Origin of the sequence: Pseudomonas sp. PDM10, assembly GCF_014852295.1 — a bacterium.
Taxonomy (GTDB): Bacteria; Pseudomonadota; Gammaproteobacteria; order Pseudomonadales; family Pseudomonadaceae; genus Aquipseudomonas.
In genome coordinates, this window is record NZ_JACVBJ010000005.1 from 537540 (window position 1) to 553711 (window position 16172).

The 16172-nt window shown below is 58.7% G+C and carries 9 protein-coding genes; 6 read left to right on the plus strand and 3 right to left on the minus strand.

The window, feature by feature from the left end; genetic code table 11:
* Positions 1-21 precede the first annotated feature (21 nt).
* The 3 genes from IB252_RS20010 to cbiE are packed head-to-tail and all read right to left on the minus strand — an operon-like array spanning position 22 to position 3054.
* Positions 22-756 carry a cobalt-precorrin-6A reductase gene (locus IB252_RS20010; protein ID WP_192410018.1) on the minus strand — a complete coding sequence of 245 codons (735 nt, stop codon included), beginning with the start codon at positions 754-756 and terminating at the stop codon, positions 22-24.
* Positions 753-1850 (minus strand): cobalt-precorrin-5B (C(1))-methyltransferase, encoded by a 1098-nt coding sequence (locus tag IB252_RS20015; RefSeq protein ID WP_192410019.1) that lies wholly within the window; start codon positions 1848-1850, stop codon positions 753-755. Before IB252_RS20015 ends, IB252_RS20010 begins: the two co-directional genes overlap by 4 nt.
* Positions 1843-3054, minus strand: a complete 1212-nt coding sequence (gene cbiE, locus IB252_RS20020; RefSeq protein ID WP_192410020.1) for a precorrin-6y C5,15-methyltransferase (decarboxylating) subunit CbiE — start codon at positions 3052-3054, stop codon at positions 1843-1845. Before cbiE ends, IB252_RS20015 begins: the two co-directional genes overlap by 8 nt.
* Positions 3055-3283: 229 nt before the next feature.
* Between cbiE and IB252_RS20025 the strand changes: the two genes are divergently transcribed.
* From IB252_RS20025 to IB252_RS20050, 6 genes are all read left to right on the plus strand, one after another.
* On the plus strand, positions 3284-3949 hold the full coding sequence (locus tag IB252_RS20025; protein ID WP_225607500.1) for a hypothetical protein: 666 nt from the start codon (positions 3284-3286) through the stop codon (positions 3947-3949).
* Positions 3950-4195: 246 nt separating this feature from the next.
* Positions 4196-5497, plus strand: a complete 1302-nt coding sequence (gene cobG, locus IB252_RS20030) for a precorrin-3B synthase (RefSeq protein WP_192410021.1) — start codon at positions 4196-4198, stop codon at positions 5495-5497.
* Positions 5490-6116, plus strand: a complete 627-nt coding sequence (locus IB252_RS20035) for a precorrin-8X methylmutase (protein WP_192410022.1) — start codon at positions 5490-5492, stop codon at positions 6114-6116. Before cobG ends, IB252_RS20035 begins: the two co-directional genes overlap by 8 nt.
* Positions 6116-6847 carry a precorrin-2 C(20)-methyltransferase gene (locus tag IB252_RS20040; RefSeq protein WP_111449200.1) on the plus strand — a complete coding sequence of 244 codons (732 nt, stop codon included), beginning with the start codon at positions 6116-6118 and terminating at the stop codon, positions 6845-6847. The genes IB252_RS20035 and IB252_RS20040 overlap by 1 nt, the downstream gene beginning before the upstream one ends.
* Positions 6847-8550 carry a precorrin-3B C(17)-methyltransferase gene (gene cobJ, locus IB252_RS20045; RefSeq protein WP_192410023.1) on the plus strand — a complete coding sequence of 568 codons (1704 nt, stop codon included), beginning with the start codon at positions 6847-6849 and terminating at the stop codon, positions 8548-8550. Before IB252_RS20040 ends, cobJ begins: the two co-directional genes overlap by 1 nt.
* Before the next feature lie 515 nt (positions 8551-9065).
* The gene (locus tag IB252_RS20050) at positions 9066-16139 is read left to right on the plus strand and encodes a TcdA/TcdB pore-forming domain-containing protein (protein ID WP_192410024.1); all 7074 of its coding nucleotides are present in this window, start codon (positions 9066-9068) and stop codon (positions 16137-16139) included.
* The last annotated feature ends 33 nt before the right edge of the window (positions 16140-16172 follow it).

The following is a 16172-nucleotide window of genomic DNA, read 5'->3' on the forward strand; positions in this document are numbered from 1 at the left end:
AAGCCCCCTCTCCACAATGATTTATTCGTCCGTTAGATTGCGCTTCGCCAGGGCTGCCAACACGTCATCCACCGCCCCAAACTCCCGATCAACCCCCGGCAACACTGGCCGCTGCAAAACAATCACCGGTACCCCACGCTCCCGTGCCACTTCCAGCTTCGGCTCGGTCGCGGTGCTGCCGCTGTTCTTGCTGATCAGTACATCAATCTGCCGACGTTCAAACAGCGCACGTTCATCTTCGATCAGAAACGGCCCACGCGCGCCGATCACTTCGCAGCGTTCATTGCCCGGGTAAACGTCCAGTGCGCGCAAGGTCCAGAATTGCTCTGGCGGGATTTCATGCAGATGCTGCAAGGGTTCGCGACCGAGGGTGAACAACGGTCTGCGGAAAGGTTTGAGGGCCTCGATCAACCCGGCCCAGTCGCTGACATCTCGCCAGTCATCGCCGGTCTGTGGTTGCCAGGCCGGGCGCCGCAGGGCCCAGCAGGCAATACCGCTCAACCGCGCAGCGGTAGCGGCGTTCTGGCTTATTTGTGCGGCGTAGGGATGGGTGGCATCCAGCAGTAGGTCGATCCCTTCACCCCGAATGAACTGCGCCAGCCCTTCGGCGCCGCCGTAGCCGCCAACGCGAACCTGACAGTCAAGATCTGTCGGCACACGCCCCACGCCGGCCAGGCTATAGATGTGTTCCGGCCCGAGGGCCCGGGCGATGGCCAAGGCTTCCGTCACGCCACCCAGCAACAACACACGCTTCATTGAAAAGCTCCCGCATGGCCAGCAATCCCGCCCTGGCGATCGATGGCGAACACTTCGACCTGAACCTGCGTCGGCACCACGCTACGGGCAAAGTCCAGCGCGTGCTGACACACCGCATCACCCAGGGCGATCCCGGCAGCGCTGGCCATTGCCAAGGCTTGCTGGCTGGTGTTGGCCTCGCGAATCCCTTGCTGCAACGCCTTGTCGGCGCCAATCGCCGCCGCCCACTCAGCCAATTGCGGCAGGTCGATGCTCGAATGCCGACTGTGCAAATCCATGTGCCCGGCCGCCAGTTTACTGATCTTGCCGAAGCCGCCGCAGAGGCTGAGTTTATCCACAGGCACTTTGCGCAGATGTTTGAGCACCGCACCGACGAAGTCGCCCATTTCGATCAGGGCGATTTCCGGCAAGTCGTAGACCCGGCGCATGGTGTCTTCGCTGGCGTTGCCGGTGCACGCGGCGATGTGCAGGTAGCCGTTGGTTTTGGCGACGTCGATGCCCTGATGGATCGAGGCGATGTACGCGGCGCAGGAAAACGGCCGGACGATGCCGCTGGTGCCGAGGATCGACAAACCGCCGAGAATGCCCAGGCGCGGATTCATGGTTTTCAGCGCCAGGGCTTCGCCGTCCTCGACATTCACCGTGACCTCGAAACCACCCCGGTAATCAAGCTCTTCGGCCAGCAGCGTCAGGTGGTCGGTAATCATCTTGCGCGGCACCGGGTTGATCGCGGGTTCGCCGACGCCCAGCACCAGCCCCGGCCGGGTGACGGTGCCCACGCCACGGCCGGCGCTGAAGCGGATGCCTGGCTCGCTGTGCAGGCGCACCTGGGAAAAGAGTAGGGCGCCGTGAGTCACGTCGGGGTCGTCGCCGGCGTCCTTGATCGTTCCGGCTTCGGCGCCATCATTCATCAGCCGACAGAATTCCAGGCGCATCTGCACCCGCTTTCCTTTGGGCAGAATGATTTCGACGGCGTCTGCTTCGACGCCACTGAGCAGCAGGCGTGCCGCCGCGAGGCTGGTGGCGGTGGCGCAGCTGCCGGTGGTCAGGCCGCTGCGTAGCGGGGCGGGTTGTTCGGCGGTTTCGTCACGCATCGAGGGGTTTCGTCACGTCCAGCAAGGTAATCGGTAGCGCCTGACGCCAGGTGTCGAACTCGCCCAAGGGTTGCGCCTGAGCGACGTGGATGCGGGTCAGTTCACCGCCATGCCGTTCGCGCCAGTCCATCAGGGTCACTTCGCTTTGCAGGGTGACGGCGTTAGCGATCAACCTGCCGCCGGGTTTGAGTTGTGCCCAGCAGGTTTCGAGCACGCCTTCGCGGGTGACGCCGCCGCCGATGAAAATTGCGTCCGGGCGTTCCAGCCCGGTCAAGGCTTGTGGCGCACTGCCGCGAATCAATTGCAGGCCGGGCACGCCCAAGGCATCGCGGTTGTGTTCGATCAACAACTGCCGACCTTCATCCGCTTCGACGGCCAGCGCCCGGCAGCTCGGATGAGCGCGCATCCACTCGATGCCGATCGAACCGCTGCCAGCGCCGACGTCCCACAGCAGTTCCCCGGGAACCGGGGCGAGGCGCGCGAGGGTGATGGCGCGCACATCGCGCTTGGTCAGTTGGCCGTCGTGCTTGAAAGCGGAATCCGGCAGGCCGGCGAGTCGGGACAGGCGCGGCGTGTTCGGTTCGGCGATGCATTCGATGGCGATCAGGTTCAAATCGGCGATCACCGGTTCATTCCAGTCGTTGGCAACACCCTCGATACGTCGCTCGGCGTTGCCGCCCAGATGTTCCAGCACGGTGAGTCGACTCGGCCCGAAACCACGCTCACGCAGCAGTGCCGCGATGGCCGCCGGGCTCTGGCCGTCGTTGCTCAACACCAGCAAGCGCACGCCACTGAACAGGTGAGCGTTGAGCGCGGCGACGGGGCGGGCGACCACTGAAAGGGTCACCACGTCCTGCAACGGCCAGCCCAGGCGAGCGGCCGCCAGCGACACGGAAGACGGGGCGGGCAGGATCAGCATTTCTGCGCCGGGCAGTTGACGCACCAGGCTGGCACCAACGCCAAAGAACATCGGGTCGCCGCTGGCCAACACACACACCGGCTCGCCACGTAGCGCCAGCACTGGTTCAAGGGAAAACGGGCTGGGCCAGAGCTGGCGTTCGCCGCGAATACACACGGGCAACAAATCCAGTTGCCGCTGGCTGCCGAAGATTCGCGAGGCGCCCAACAGGGCACGACGGGCATTCTTGCCCAGGCCCTTGAAGCCGTCTTCACCGATTCCCACAACCGTTAGCCAGGGTGTCATGCCGTTCCTTAATCCAGGGTTCATGTTCAAGGGCCGCATGATAACGCGACTTCTGTTAATTGGCGCTGCTCTATTGTCGGGAGAGAGGGGGCTGTATTGAAAACTTATGTGGCTGAAAACGTATTGGGTTATTGGCGGGTTTTGCTATTTTGTTTTTTTGGATCAATTTTGAAGTTTGCTGTAAGGCATTCTTTTCCAGTCACAACTTTCAAATTAATGGATATTCGCCATGATGGAGTTAAGGGATATGGATATGAGCGGTGATATTAAACATGATGCAACTTTGGTGGGCGATATTTTGCTGGCCGGTGTTCAAGGGCAATCACACGAGGATTATCAGTTCGCATTGAATTGTACTTATTTGGCACAAAGACAAGCGGACATTACTTACAACAGCGCCACCGAACCTGGGCGCTGGACCGATTATTACACCGATGTATTGTGGTCGCATGGCTGGAATCGTGATCATCCGCCGATTGAACACGTTCAAACGCAATTCGATGGAAGTGTGCGGCAAATATGGTCGAAGCTGGCGTCTCCTCTTCTAAGTCGCGAGCAGGTCAATGGGGTTAGTCTGGGGCTTGCTACGCTGGAAAAAGACGTTGAGCTATTAAAGAAAGCCAAGGGCGTAAGTGGAAAGATATTCGACTTCAAGATTATGCCGATCAGCTACAACGTAAATGGAGATATGGAGTTGGTGGTCAGTAATATCAGGTTTATCAAGTCAAGCATGAATACCGGATACCTTTTTTGGGAGGTGTCGCAAGTCATGAATCAGCTGGATGTTCTGGCGCGAAAGGTGGTGATTACACGGCGGGTCATGGACGCTCGTCGATCCAGCGTGGAAAAGGCGCTGGAAGGCATTAAATTCAATTTCGAGAACTATGAGCTGTAACGCGTCCAAGGGGCGTGATGCTGTTCACTTAAGACATTCTTCAGTCGAGCTAGAGCCTGTGGACGCCGCGCTTAAGTGAACAGCGTTACCCAAGGGGCGGGGCGTTCGTTACGCTTTCGGATGACCTGAAAGGCGGAATCCGACCGGCAGGCATTTTCATGCGCTCGGGCAAAGCAGGCATAATGGCGACCTTTCGCCCACCACAGCGCTGCCAGCCAGCCGGTCCATTCCTTGAACGAACGCCCGATGTCCACCGCTTTGCGTCCCTCGGCTTGCCCGGGGTTGCTGCGTATCGTCCCGGCGCTGGATGGCGGCATCTGTCGGATCAAATTGAACGGCGGCTCGATCAGCGCAGCCCAGGCTGAAGCGGTGGCCAGCGCGGCTGAACGGTTTGCGGGGGGCGTGATCGAGGCGACCAATCGGGCCAACCTGCAGATTCGCGGGATCGGCAGCGAACAGACAGCACTGATCGACAGCCTGCTCGCCGCTGGATTGGGTCCGCGTACCGCGGCGGGCGACGATGTACGCAATCTGATGCTCAGCCCGAGCGCCGGGATTGATCGGTGCATGCTCTTTGATACGCGTGAGCTGGCGGAACAGATCCTTGTCACCCTGCAAAGCCACGAACGTTTCCACGAACTCAGTGCCAAGTTTGCGGTGCAACTCGATGGCGGCGAGGCGTTGGCGATGCTCGAACACCCGCATGATCTGTGGTTGTCTGCGGTTGAGCGAGGTGGCGAGTGGTTGCTGGTGTTCGGTTTCGCGGGTTGCCCCACGGACAGGCCCGCAGGGGCGGTGCCACTTGAACAGGGGCATGCGTTGGTCGTTGCGGTGCTGGAGTTGTTTCTTGAACTGGCGCGTCCTGATCAAACGCGGATGCGTCATTTGCTGGCCGAATACCCGTTCGCAGCGTTTCTTGCTCGTCTGGCCGAACGAGTGTCCTTGAAGTCGATCACCGATTGGCGGCGTTCATTGAGCCCGGATGCTCTGCACATTGGCGTTCATCCGCAGGCTGGAACCGAATATGTCTATATCGGTGCCGTACCTCCTTTGGGGCGGCTCGATCCCGTCATGCTCAGAGGCGCGGCACAACTGGCGCGCGAGTTCGGCGACGCGAGCCTGCGTTTCACCCCATGGCAAAGTCTGTTGCTGCCCAATGTTCGAAAAGAACGGGCGCCCGAAGTCATTGGGCGTCTGGAGCAACTGGGCCTGCTGTGCAAGGCCGGTCAGCCCTTGTCACGGTTGATCGCCTGCACGGGTTCCGCTGGCTGCGGCAAAGGCCTGGCCGATACCAAGAGCGACGCCTTGCAATTGGCGGCGCTGTTGCGACGTCACGATCAAACGGTGCATTTGTCTGGCTGCCCGCGTTCCTGCGCCGCCGCCCATCGGGTGCCTGTCACGTTACTGGCCGTCGCCCCTGGTCACTACGACCTCTATTTTCGCGATGCAGCGCTGCCGGGTTTCGGCGCGCTGCACGCACGCAACCTTACTATTGAAGCGGTCGCAGCCTTGCTCGACGACCGCTCACGGAGCCCCCTTGATGCTTGATTACATCCGCGACGGTCAGGAGATCTATCGCAACTCCTTCGCGATCATTCGTGCCGAGGCCAACCTTGCGCGTATTCCGCCCGATCTGGAGAAACTCGCGGTCCGTGTGATCCACGCCTGCGGCATGGTCGACGCCATCGACGGCCTGCAATTTTCCGAAGGCGCGGGCAAGGCCGGGCGTGATGCGCTGGCCGCCGGTGCACCGATCCTGTGCGATGCGCGGATGGTCAGCGAAGGCGTGACCCGCACGCGTTTGCCTGCGAACAACCAAGTCATCTGCACCCTGCGCGATGAGAGTGTTCCGGAGCTTGCCCGTGAGCTGGGCAACACCCGTTCCGCCGCCGCGCTGGAGCTATGGCGCCCGCACCTTGGAGGCAGCGTGGTGGTGATCGGCAACGCGCCCACCGCACTGTTTTATCTGCTGGAAATGCTCGACGCCGGCGCACCGAAACCGGCGCTGATCCTCGGCTTCCCGGTGGGCTTCGTTGGCGCCGCCGAATCCAAGGCAGCGCTCGCGGCAGACAGCCGTGGCGTGCCTTTCGTCATCATGCAAGGCCGGCTGGGCGGTAGCGCCATGGCCGCCGCCGCCGTCAATGCCCTCGCCACGGAGATCGAATGATGCAGCAACCTGGACGTCTGATCGGCCTGGGCGTCGGCCCCGGTGATCCGGAACTGATTACCGTCAAAGCCCTGCGCCTGCTGCGCGAATCGCCGGTGGTGGCGTACTTCGTCGCCAAGGGCAAAAAGGGCAATGCTTTCGGCATCATCGAGGCGCATTTGCAGGACGCGCAAACGCTGCTGCCGCTGGTGTATCCGGTGACCACAGAAGCGCTTCCGGCGCCGCTGTCGTATGAACAAGTGATCAGCGATTTCTACGATGCGGCCGGCGAAGAACTCGCCGCGCACCTGGACGCTGGCCGTGACGTGGCGGTGATCTGCGAAGGCGATCCGTTCTTCTACGGCTCCTATATGTACCTGCACGATCGACTGGCCGAGCGCTATGAAGCCGAAGTCGTGCCGGGCGTTTGCTCAATGCTTGGCGGTGCCTCGGTACTGGGCGCGCCGCTGGTGTATCGCAATCAGAGTTTGTCGGTGTTGTCGGGCGTATTGCCTGCCGACGATCTCAAGCGTCGTCTGGCCGATGCCGATGCCGCCGTGATCATGAAGCTGGGGCGCAACTTTCCCAAGGTTCGTCAGGTGCTCGAAGAGCTCGGGCTGGCGGGGCGTGCGCTGTACGTCGAACGCGCGACCATGGCCAACCAGAAAATCGTCCCGCTGGATCAGGTCGAGCCGATGTCCTCGCCGTACTTCTCGCTGATCATTGTGCCCGGCGAACGGTGGCAAGGCTGATGGCCCGTCCAGTTCCGGCGATTGTCATTCTGGGCAATGGCAGCCTCGCGACTGCGCGCAAGATTGCGCAGCTGTACCCTGGCGCATTGATCCATGGCCTGGCCGAACGGGTGGACGGCGCGGACCGCGTCTATCACGAATTCGGCGCCACCTTGCGTGAGCTCTATCAGCAAGACACGCCGATTATCGCCTTGTGTGCGGCCGGCATTGTGATCCGCACCCTGGCGCCGTTACTGCTGGAAAAAGGCGCCGAGCCGCCCGTGCTGGCCGTGGCTGAAGACGGCAGCGCCGTGGTGCCGCTGCTCGGCGGCCTCGGTGGCGTGAACGTCATGGCGCGCGAGATTGCTGCCGGTCTCGAGGTGGCTGCGGCGATCACCACCAGCGGTGAATTGCGCTTCGGTACCTGCCTGCTCAATCCACCCAGCGGCTACGCCCTCGGCGATCTGGAACTGGGCAAGCGCTTCGTCTCGGATTTGCTCGCCGGCCAAAGCGTGCGCGTCGAAGGGGCTGCGCCGTGGCTGGCGCAGGCGCAGTTGCCGCAAGATCCTCACGCGCAGTTGTCGGTCCATGTCGGCCATGCCGAGCGTGCGCCTGCGGCCAATGAATTGATGATCTACCCGCGCAATGTGTTGGTGGCGGTGAGCGGTGAGGTCGCGGATCTGTCAGGCGTCATTCGCGCGACCCTGCATCAAGCGAACATCGCCGTGCAATCGGTGGCGTGCCTGTTGGCCAGCGACCTGCACATGGCCAATTCGGCGCTGCGCGAAGCGGCACTAGAGCTGGGCGTGACGCTGCGTTTTGCGTCGGTCAGCGGCGGCGTTAGCGAGTTGTCCCGCCACACCGTGCCGAACGCGACCATCGTGTCAGCGGATACCGGCATTGCCATCGCGGTGGCCACTGAGCCGCTGGACGCTGCGCAGATCGGCCGGGCACGCGGTCGTTTGGCCGTCATCGGTCTGGGCCCTGGCGCCGCCGAACTGATGGTGCCAGCGGTCAAGGCCGAGCTGGCCAAGGCCACCGACGTACTCGGATACGAAACCTACGTGCGCATGGCCGGACCGTTCCGCGAAGACCAAGTGCTGCATTGCACTGACAACCGCGAAGAGATGCAGCGCGCCCGCCACGCCTTCGAGCTGGCGGCGCAAGGCCGTTCGGTGATTGTGGTTTCATCCGGTGACCCCGGTGTATTCGCCATGGCGGCGGCGGTACTTGAAGCGTTGCATGAGTCGAGCGAGCCGAGCTGGCACAGCGTCGACCTGGAAATCCTGCCGGGTGTCTCCGCTTCGCTGGCGACCGCTGCACAGGCCGGTGCGCCGCTGGGCCATGACTTCTGCGTGATGTCGCTGTCGGACAACCTCAAGCCTTGGGCGATCATCGAGAAGCGCCTGGACCTGGCCGCCGAAGCCGATCTGGCGCTGGCGTTCTACAACCCGATCTCCCGTGCGCGGCCGTGGCAACTGGGCCAGGCGCTGGAAATCGTCGGCCGACATCGCACACCGGAAACGGTGGTGGTGCTGGGGCGAGACATTGGCCGTCCTGGCCAGACGTTGCGGGTCACAACGCTCGGCGAACTGACCCCTGATCAGGTCGATATGCGCACCATGGTGCTGATCGGTTCGTCTACCACTTGCGTGTTCCCTCGTGCCGAGGGTGGTGAGTGGGTGTATACGCCGCGGTGGTATGGCGAAAAGCCGATCAGTTAAGCCTTGGCGGTCAGTTCTGCTGGCCGCCACAACCCCTCGACCGCGTAAGATTTTTCACTGAAAGACACCGGAAACACGTTCGCACCGAAGTCGTAAGTCGATGTCGCGAGCGTTGAATTGTCGTGCCCGTGCATAAGGTTTTTTACTGTCGTTGTTTTCATGTTCTGAAACAGTCGTTAGAGGGCTTGGTTTTTCTTGATGTGCGTAGGTTGGAAGTGCGTTATTGGAATAAAAGATTAATAGTTACATTTACTCTATGGGTTAAGTGTAATTAATTAATTGTGTGGGTGTTTGGTTGAAGTTTTGATTGTTATCAACTAGTGTTTTTTTTTTGGTCTGGTGAGGGCTGGCGCTGTTGGGTGTTTGTTGTTTTTTTAATGGCTTTTTGCTCTTTCTCTAGTATTTTTACATTCAATTACGAAGTTTGAATGATGTCCGAATTTATCTGTCGGGCGTGTCGCTTTGTGTGTGGATGTTCTCTTGTTTAACTTATTGATTGAAGGGTGTGGCGCGTTATGAGCTATGTGGATGGCACGACGGCGGGTTTCAAAGAGTTTGTCGGTCTTTTTGAGTTGGTTGAACTTGAGAAGGCACTGCAGGACTTCAATAAAACACCAGAATATGAGGCGATCATTCGGTATTACTTTGCGTGTGTCGATACCCGCAAGCCTGAACGGCAACTGGAGCCGATTGGATTACTCAAGGAGGCCCTGGCAGCGTTACCTGGGGCTGAAACACGGCGTCGGCGCGACTCCGAGTTGGAGTCGTCGGTCAGTCCAGGTGCCAACCAGGCACCCGATTTGACGGAGATCTATGACCGGGTCGAGGCGTATCAACAGCGTTTGAACAGATATGTCTCTCAGGTCATGACGACAGAAATGCAAGTGCCCAAAAAACTGCACTTCATCTGGCTGGGGGGAGGCCTGGGGGATATTCAGCGCGATTATATTAATGTCTGGTATCAGGTCATGGCCAAAGAAGGCTACGAGCTGAATGTCTGGTACGACAGCGATGGATTACTGGTTCATGAAACCAACCGAATCATCGTCGAGGCGGCCAAGGCAGATGTGTTGTCTGGTGACGTCCAGGGTGTGACCGCCGGCCACGACTTGGCTGACCTCTATGAAGAGCGAGCCACGGCCTTGAAGCGCCAGATGTACGAACACATCAATCGGGCAATCGAACTTGGCAAGAGTGCCGATGAAGCGCGAATGGACTTGCTGGTTCGCGGTTATGGTCAGGACAAAGAAAAGCTGCGCGCTTTGCGCAATAAAAAGGCTCAAGTCATGAACCGCCTCAATGACGAGCACATTCGATTGCGCGATGTTCATGAACTTCCGGCCTTCTCTCGATTGGGAGATTTCTATCACCGTGAAATGTCTTTGCGCGGCAACCTTGCGGCGGCCTCGGATGTTATGCGGGTGCTGGTGGAACATGGCGAAGGCGGGATCTATAACGACGTGGATTTCTTGCCACCGCTTGCTCACGAACTGGCGGGTATTGAAATTAACAAACTACAGCACGTCGCACGACTCGAAGTTTTGCAGGTGTTGCTTGACCATAACCCTCACTGGATGCCGGGCCGGCAGACTCTGCGTAGTCGCTATAAGGACCACGACGGGCAATTATCTGCGGCGCAACGAGATGCCCTGGAGCGGTTTGCCAAAAGTTCGCCAGCGTTAGAACAGGTGTTTGTTCCGTTTGAAGATTACTCCGTTCGACCCGACAGTTTGCGGTTAGCGATGATTGAGGGCCGCGAGTCCAATGCGTTGATTGTCAGTCACCCTGGGTCAGCTGCGCTGGAAGCCATTATCGAGCGCCTTGAAATCCACCTGCGTGTATTGCTGGAAGTTGAACTCCAGGCCATTAAACGAGGCGTCAAATTTTACGATAGAAGTGCCATTTATGAGCTGACAGAAGAAGTACTCAGGGATGAATTCAATATTGTCGATCAACAAGCTAACGAAGATGATTATCGGGCCAGTAACCTGTGCTCCGGGATCGCTGATTATTTCAGTGACGGCATTCGTCCCCAGGCTGAGGGCTCGATATTCTTGACGGGACCGGGGGCTTTGCGTGCCGGTTTGTTGGACTTCGAGAGCAAAACCCTGACACCTCAGGCAGCCAAAGCGTTTAGAGAGGCTGTGCGAGCGCACACTGGATTTAACAATGCTACGGAGGAGGAAAGAGATCATTCCTGGAAAGAAAATGCCGTGGACCTTGATACCTGGCTCGACGCAGAAAAGCAGCGCTGGACCGACGGGGCACTGAAAGCTCGTTACACAGGCAACATGGCACAACTGCTCAAGTTCCAGAGCATCGATTTCGATGAAGGCTGGCCGGTGATCGAAGGTCGTCATGTGTTGATCACTGATCTGTTGCAGCAACTGGCCGATGATCTCGGTGAGCCATTTCGCAAGGCAATGAGTCAGCGCCGCAACGGCAGCGTGACGTTTGAAAAACCATGGTCCCTGAGCTTCGATGACCGGCAAGCAATCATTGCTCAGGATGTCAGCATCCGCTCCCCGGCTTCCCCCCCGGATGCGGCGACACAAAATCTGTCAGTGGATGAATTGCTGAGTCAAGTCGTCAGAGACCCACTCCTCACCCTAAACCTGAACCCACTGCAACGTCTGTTGCTCGGTGGGCTATTGGGGGTCAATACACTGGATAATCAACATTTTGCCGCAGCCAGTGCAACGCTTGAAAACCTTGCCAACTCGATGTCGGACATGGGGGTCATCCACCGTTACGGAGCCATTGAACGGGAGCTGTTCAAGCAAAGTCATCCGGCTTTCCTTGCCGGGTTGAAGGAGGCTTCCAATCCGTCCGTGGCCCTGTCGGAAACCAGTGTCGATCTCAAGAAGCAGGCGCTCGCACGCCCACTGACCCTGCTGGAGTGGGGACGCTCGGTCGCCAAAATTCAGCATGTGGCGAAACTCGAGTACCGCGACCGGGTCATCGAACGAACCGGTGAAGTGCTGGGGAGCTTCAAGGACAACACCTTTAAAATTGCGCCACAGGATTTGTTGCTCAAAGGTGCAGGCGACCGGGTTGCCGGGCGCTGTTACCCACTGGCGCTGGCTATGGCGGCGGCGCTCCACAAAAGCAACACGGCGGCAAATACCTTGAGGGCGCGCTTTTTTCTGACCGTCATCAATTCTGAGGACGCGGATTCAAAGGCATTTGTGAGCATGATCGAGGAGTTGCGTGACGCGCCTGTCAATGACATAGGCAAACCACTGATGCGCTCAGATCTCGCTCAGGTCGTAGCGATACTGGAAGAAAAAACGGCCAGCACGACCCTGATGCTCAATTCGGACAACCACTCGATGCTAGTGGCGAAAATCTTTGAAGGCGAACGCAGCAATTACCTGTTCTACGACCCGAATTTAGGGACCTACGAGATTGGTACGTCGTTGGCGTTCAGGGGCGCATTGACGGACTTTTTCCTGCGCAAGGAAATGGCCATGCATTACGCAGCCTTTGGCGATGCGCAACGGCCGACCTTTGATCTGATCGAGCTCGATGGCGCAAAACTGAACAAGAGGGTACTTGCCTCCGGCATTGAAGTTTCAAGCCTGTCGGAGTCAGGCGCGCTGCCTGAGCAAACGTTGCCGCGTGTAAGACAACGGCTGGCCAGCGTCCGTGGACAGTCGCTGGTCAACAATGCGGCGCTGGGCAGTTCATTGCTGGAACTGGACGCGCACTGGTGGGGTGGGCAGATCGCGCAGGCGACACGTCAATTGCAGGAGCAACACGGGCTGGCGTCAGATTCTGTTGCGCTGTTCGAGACGCTGGAGATAACCCCGACAGGAGGATTCGAAATCAGTGTGCTTAACCCCGTTTCCGAGAAGACCGTGCGTGTCACCACCAGCGATCACCGGTTTCTGAGAATTAAAAAATTCCTCTCCGAAACCTTCAATTCATTGGCCGCTCGCCCGCGTGCGTCGGTCAGTCCGCTTGATCCGACGGACGCCAGCAGCGTTCATACGCTCAATGCCGGGTTCACCGTACAAGCCCTGATGAATGCGCTGCGACATCACGAGGGCGCGGCCAGCGGTAGTGACAAGGCCCTGACCACCGCCATTCGTCTGCATGCCTACGTCAACTATGCCCAGTTGGCCCATGGCAACATCGTGGATGTGCTCGGCGTAGTGAACCTGGTGCGTCAGGCCCTGAACGATGAAAAGCTGATCGCCCGCACCAGCGCACCGTTGGTGCAAAAGGCCTTGGGGCATATCGCCAATGAAGGCGTCGGTACTGTGCTGGGGCTGGTGAATGTCGGGTTTGATATTTATCAGTTAAGCCACGCCACCAATGACATTGAGAGGGCGCAGTTCGGCACGCAGTTGGCCTTTGATTCCGCGAGTGCGGTGGTAGGCGTCGCCGGTCTGGGTGCGGCACTGGCTGGCGCGGGTACGGTGGCTGCGGTGCTGGGAGGGGGCGGGGTGATTCTTGGCGGGCTGGCGGTAGGCATTACGGCGCTGGCCGAAGGTTTTGCCACCATTGCCGAGGAAGCCAAGGAGGTCGCGCTGTTTTTTGATGGGCTGGAAAAGGCGTACTTGCAAGGCGGCTATCACCTGGACAAGGCCTCGAATGCCTGGATAGCGCATCCCTTGCTGGTATTTGCCGATCTGGATTTGCGCGCATCCACCGTCCATTTCGACAGCCCGAAACTGTTCCCGCTTCGGGACCATTTCGGGGTTCCGGATTTCGATGAGGATTACGAGCGCGCCACCGATATTCGCCAGGGGCTTGGGTTGCCGGACTCGGCGCGTTTCTTCCCACAGGCAGGACAGACAATCGTTCTGCCCTGCACCCCCAAGACCTGGTACGCCTACGAATACAAGTTGCTGCCGTTTGTCACGTTTCGTCATGCCGGCGGTTACGACACGGCGCGTCGACTGGAAAAAAAGAACGAACAGGGGCAACGGCAGTTTCTGTTTTCGTTCTATTCGTTTCCCGGTGAATACGTGGTCAACCGGTTGAATCCGGTCTACAAGCCAACGGTATTCAATGTTCGTCTCGATAATGTCGAGCGTTCACTGGCAGTACCTGCGCTGCCGAAAATGTGGCACGGGCTGGTGTCCTACCGAGTAGAAGGCGCAGGGGCTCAATGTTCCGTGCTGCTCAATCCCGGGGTGAGCCTTGAACTCGCCGCACCCGGTCAGATTGCGATGCAATGGGTGCTGCTGACGCCATGGCTGGTGGAGGCAGACATCCGGATAGAGGCCGGGGGCCGCCTTGTCTCGGGGACATTGGATGTGACCTTCAGTGGCAGTGGTGTTCACCATGTATTGCTCAAGCTTGCGGATAACAAAATCCTGCGCGTGGATCTTGCCGCCCTGCGCCTGGAGGTGGTCGAAGAAGTGGCCGATCCGGCGTTTGGGGAGCAAGCGTTGCTGGATCACTTCAAGTCATTGGCCAGTGAACATCGCCTGGCCATGCCTTATACCCCGGTTCATAACTTTGTGGTGCCCTATGAAAAGCCGGACGAACCCAGGACAGTAGTCGCGTATTACGACTCGGCTCAGGATCGTTTTCTGTACATCCGCGATCCGCAGGTGCTGTTGTCCGACGAGGTGGTATTGGGCGCAGTGTTGGAGGGTTCGGCTTACTTCTATCATCCCGATGATTTCTATGTCTGGCAGGTCAATGCGATCACCGGGACGCTGGTTCAGCGCTATCGATTGCTTTACAGAACTGGCGTGGCGATTGTCCGCTTTGAGGCCGTGGCCAATGGCGGCATTCAGATCGTGCAGCGGCTCGCTGGAAAGGACGACCGGCACGATGAACTGACCTATGTGATCCATGACCGGAGCGTGTTGCTCAGTTCGATCACCCGCGGTCAGGATCCTGCACTTCAGTCGCTTTTAGAGGCCGACACGCTGACGGACTGGAAGCACGTACTGGGCGACTATCACCTGCCGCTGGAGTCCACCAATACGGTGAACTGGCGTCCCGCTGCACTGGTTTCGATTTGTTGGCAGATCAATGCCGAGTTGCGGGATCTGGTCTGGGTGCGCAGCGGTGATGGGTTGATTATTCGTGCACCTGCCAGGCGTCACCGTGCACGAGGATGGGCAGACTCGATCAAAGCCTTGAGTGATCTTGTGCTCATCGCTCCCGCCGGTGCCGAGGGCGAAGTGTTTGTGACCTACGACAAACTTCACCAACGCCTCATGTGCCAGCAAAGGTTGATGGTGGATGGTCGTGCACAATGGTCGACCAGCAACATCTCCCCCCTTGGGCTAAAAAATGTTGTCGCCGTTGAGCGGGACTATCTCGTGCTGACCGACGCGGGTCTGTTCTTTGACATTACGCCGCACGGGAACCTGAGATTTGGCGGGCTGACCGAGCATTGGCTGAAGGACAAAAGCCAATGGTGGTTGGCGCTGGCAACGCTTGCGTTGCACCACCCGGTGCCGAGTTTTGCCATCCTGGGTTTGACCGGTTTCAAGGGCGATGCCTTGTGCGCCTGGTACCTGGATGGTCGGCTGCTGCTCGCTGAAATGGGGCACGGTAAAGAAGTACGGTTGCTGAGTATTACTCCAGATAATCAGGCCACCTGGCTGTTTGATCTATCAACCGGGAAGATTGTCCGCCAGGGTTTTATCGATCCAGAGCACTTGAGCACAGCATTTGCCCAGGGAACGAAACTGTTAACGCCAGCGGCATTGCCAGCCGCGACGCAGGAATGGGCGAGCTGGACGTTTAGCGATGTAACAGTAGAAGGCGCTGGTCTGAGGGCCACGACGCTTGAAGGTGTGGAGGTGGATTTACAGTACAACGCACCGGCACGGATTACGGGCGTTGACAGCCAATGGGTCGCGGCGCTGGAAGGTGAGTTGAGCGAGGGGTTGGCGGCGCTGGCGAATGAACATCGATGCGCCGATTTTCTGTCCGTCGAAGACCCTGACTACCAACAATGGTACGTGGTCCGGACCGGGCGGTTGATCCGCATTCCGAAGACCGCTGTCGTTGCGCAATTCACACTCGTCGGCACCCAGCATCAAACCAACGTGATGCTGCATGACTCCAGGGATGGTTTTTTGCACACCTATCCGCAAAACAACAGGGTCGGGCCGCTCGACTATGTCCAGCGCAACGCCGAAGTACTGGTGGTCGAAGGGCCAAAGACGGGCAGCGACCTGCTGCCGCTGATTGCCGATGATGTCAGCATCCTGGTGCTCAAAATGGGTGAGGGTTCAACGACCTGTCGGCTTACCAGGGCGGCGTGGTTGAAACTTCAATCAGTCATTGTCGATTGCCGCCCTTCGCTCGACCACTCGCCCTCGGATCCGGGAAAACTGATCTGGGATATCGTGGTTGCGGATCAATTGTGGGCGAGCCGGGTCGATGAGCACTTGGTGATTGTGGATGCCGACAGCGGACACAGTTTGATCTTTCGCGACGTGTTCTCGACGGATGTCGTTTTGCAACGGAACGTATTTCTGACGATGAGCGGCTATCAGTCCTTCGCGGTGTCAACACTGGTGAGTGCCCTGGCCAGGAATGGCAGCACGAGCAGTGTGTTACTCAAAGACATTTTGCCCACCGCAATAGTTGAAACGATAGAAGGTTGAGTTCCGACAACCACTGACACATTGAACCTGTTC

What these genes read in the sequence shown, in the direction of transcription:
- IB252_RS20035 (WP_192410022.1), top strand. Translation starts at nt 5,490, where the DNA reads ATGCTTGATTACATCCGCGACGGTCAGGAGATCTATCGCAACTCCTTC.
- IB252_RS20050 (WP_192410024.1), top strand. Translation starts at nt 9,066, where the DNA reads ATGAGCTATGTGGATGGCACGACGGCGGGTTTCAAAGAGTTTGTCGGT.
- cbiE (WP_192410020.1), bottom strand. Translation starts at nt 3,054, where the DNA reads ATGACACCCTGGCTAACGGTTGTGGGAATCGGTGAAGACGGCTTCAAG.
- IB252_RS20025 (WP_225607500.1), top strand. Translation starts at nt 3,284, where the DNA reads ATGATGGAGTTAAGGGATATGGATATGAGCGGTGATATTAAACATGAT.
- IB252_RS20010 (WP_192410018.1), bottom strand. Translation starts at nt 756, where the DNA reads ATGAAGCGTGTGTTGTTGCTGGGTGGCGTGACGGAAGCCTTGGCCATC.
- IB252_RS20015 (WP_192410019.1), bottom strand. Translation starts at nt 1,850, where the DNA reads ATGCGTGACGAAACCGCCGAACAACCCGCCCCGCTACGCAGCGGCCTG.
- cobG (WP_192410021.1), top strand. Translation starts at nt 4,196, where the DNA reads ATGTCCACCGCTTTGCGTCCCTCGGCTTGCCCGGGGTTGCTGCGTATC.
- cobJ (WP_192410023.1), top strand. Translation starts at nt 6,847, where the DNA reads ATGGCCCGTCCAGTTCCGGCGATTGTCATTCTGGGCAATGGCAGCCTC.
- IB252_RS20040 (WP_111449200.1), top strand. Translation starts at nt 6,116, where the DNA reads ATGCAGCAACCTGGACGTCTGATCGGCCTGGGCGTCGGCCCCGGTGAT.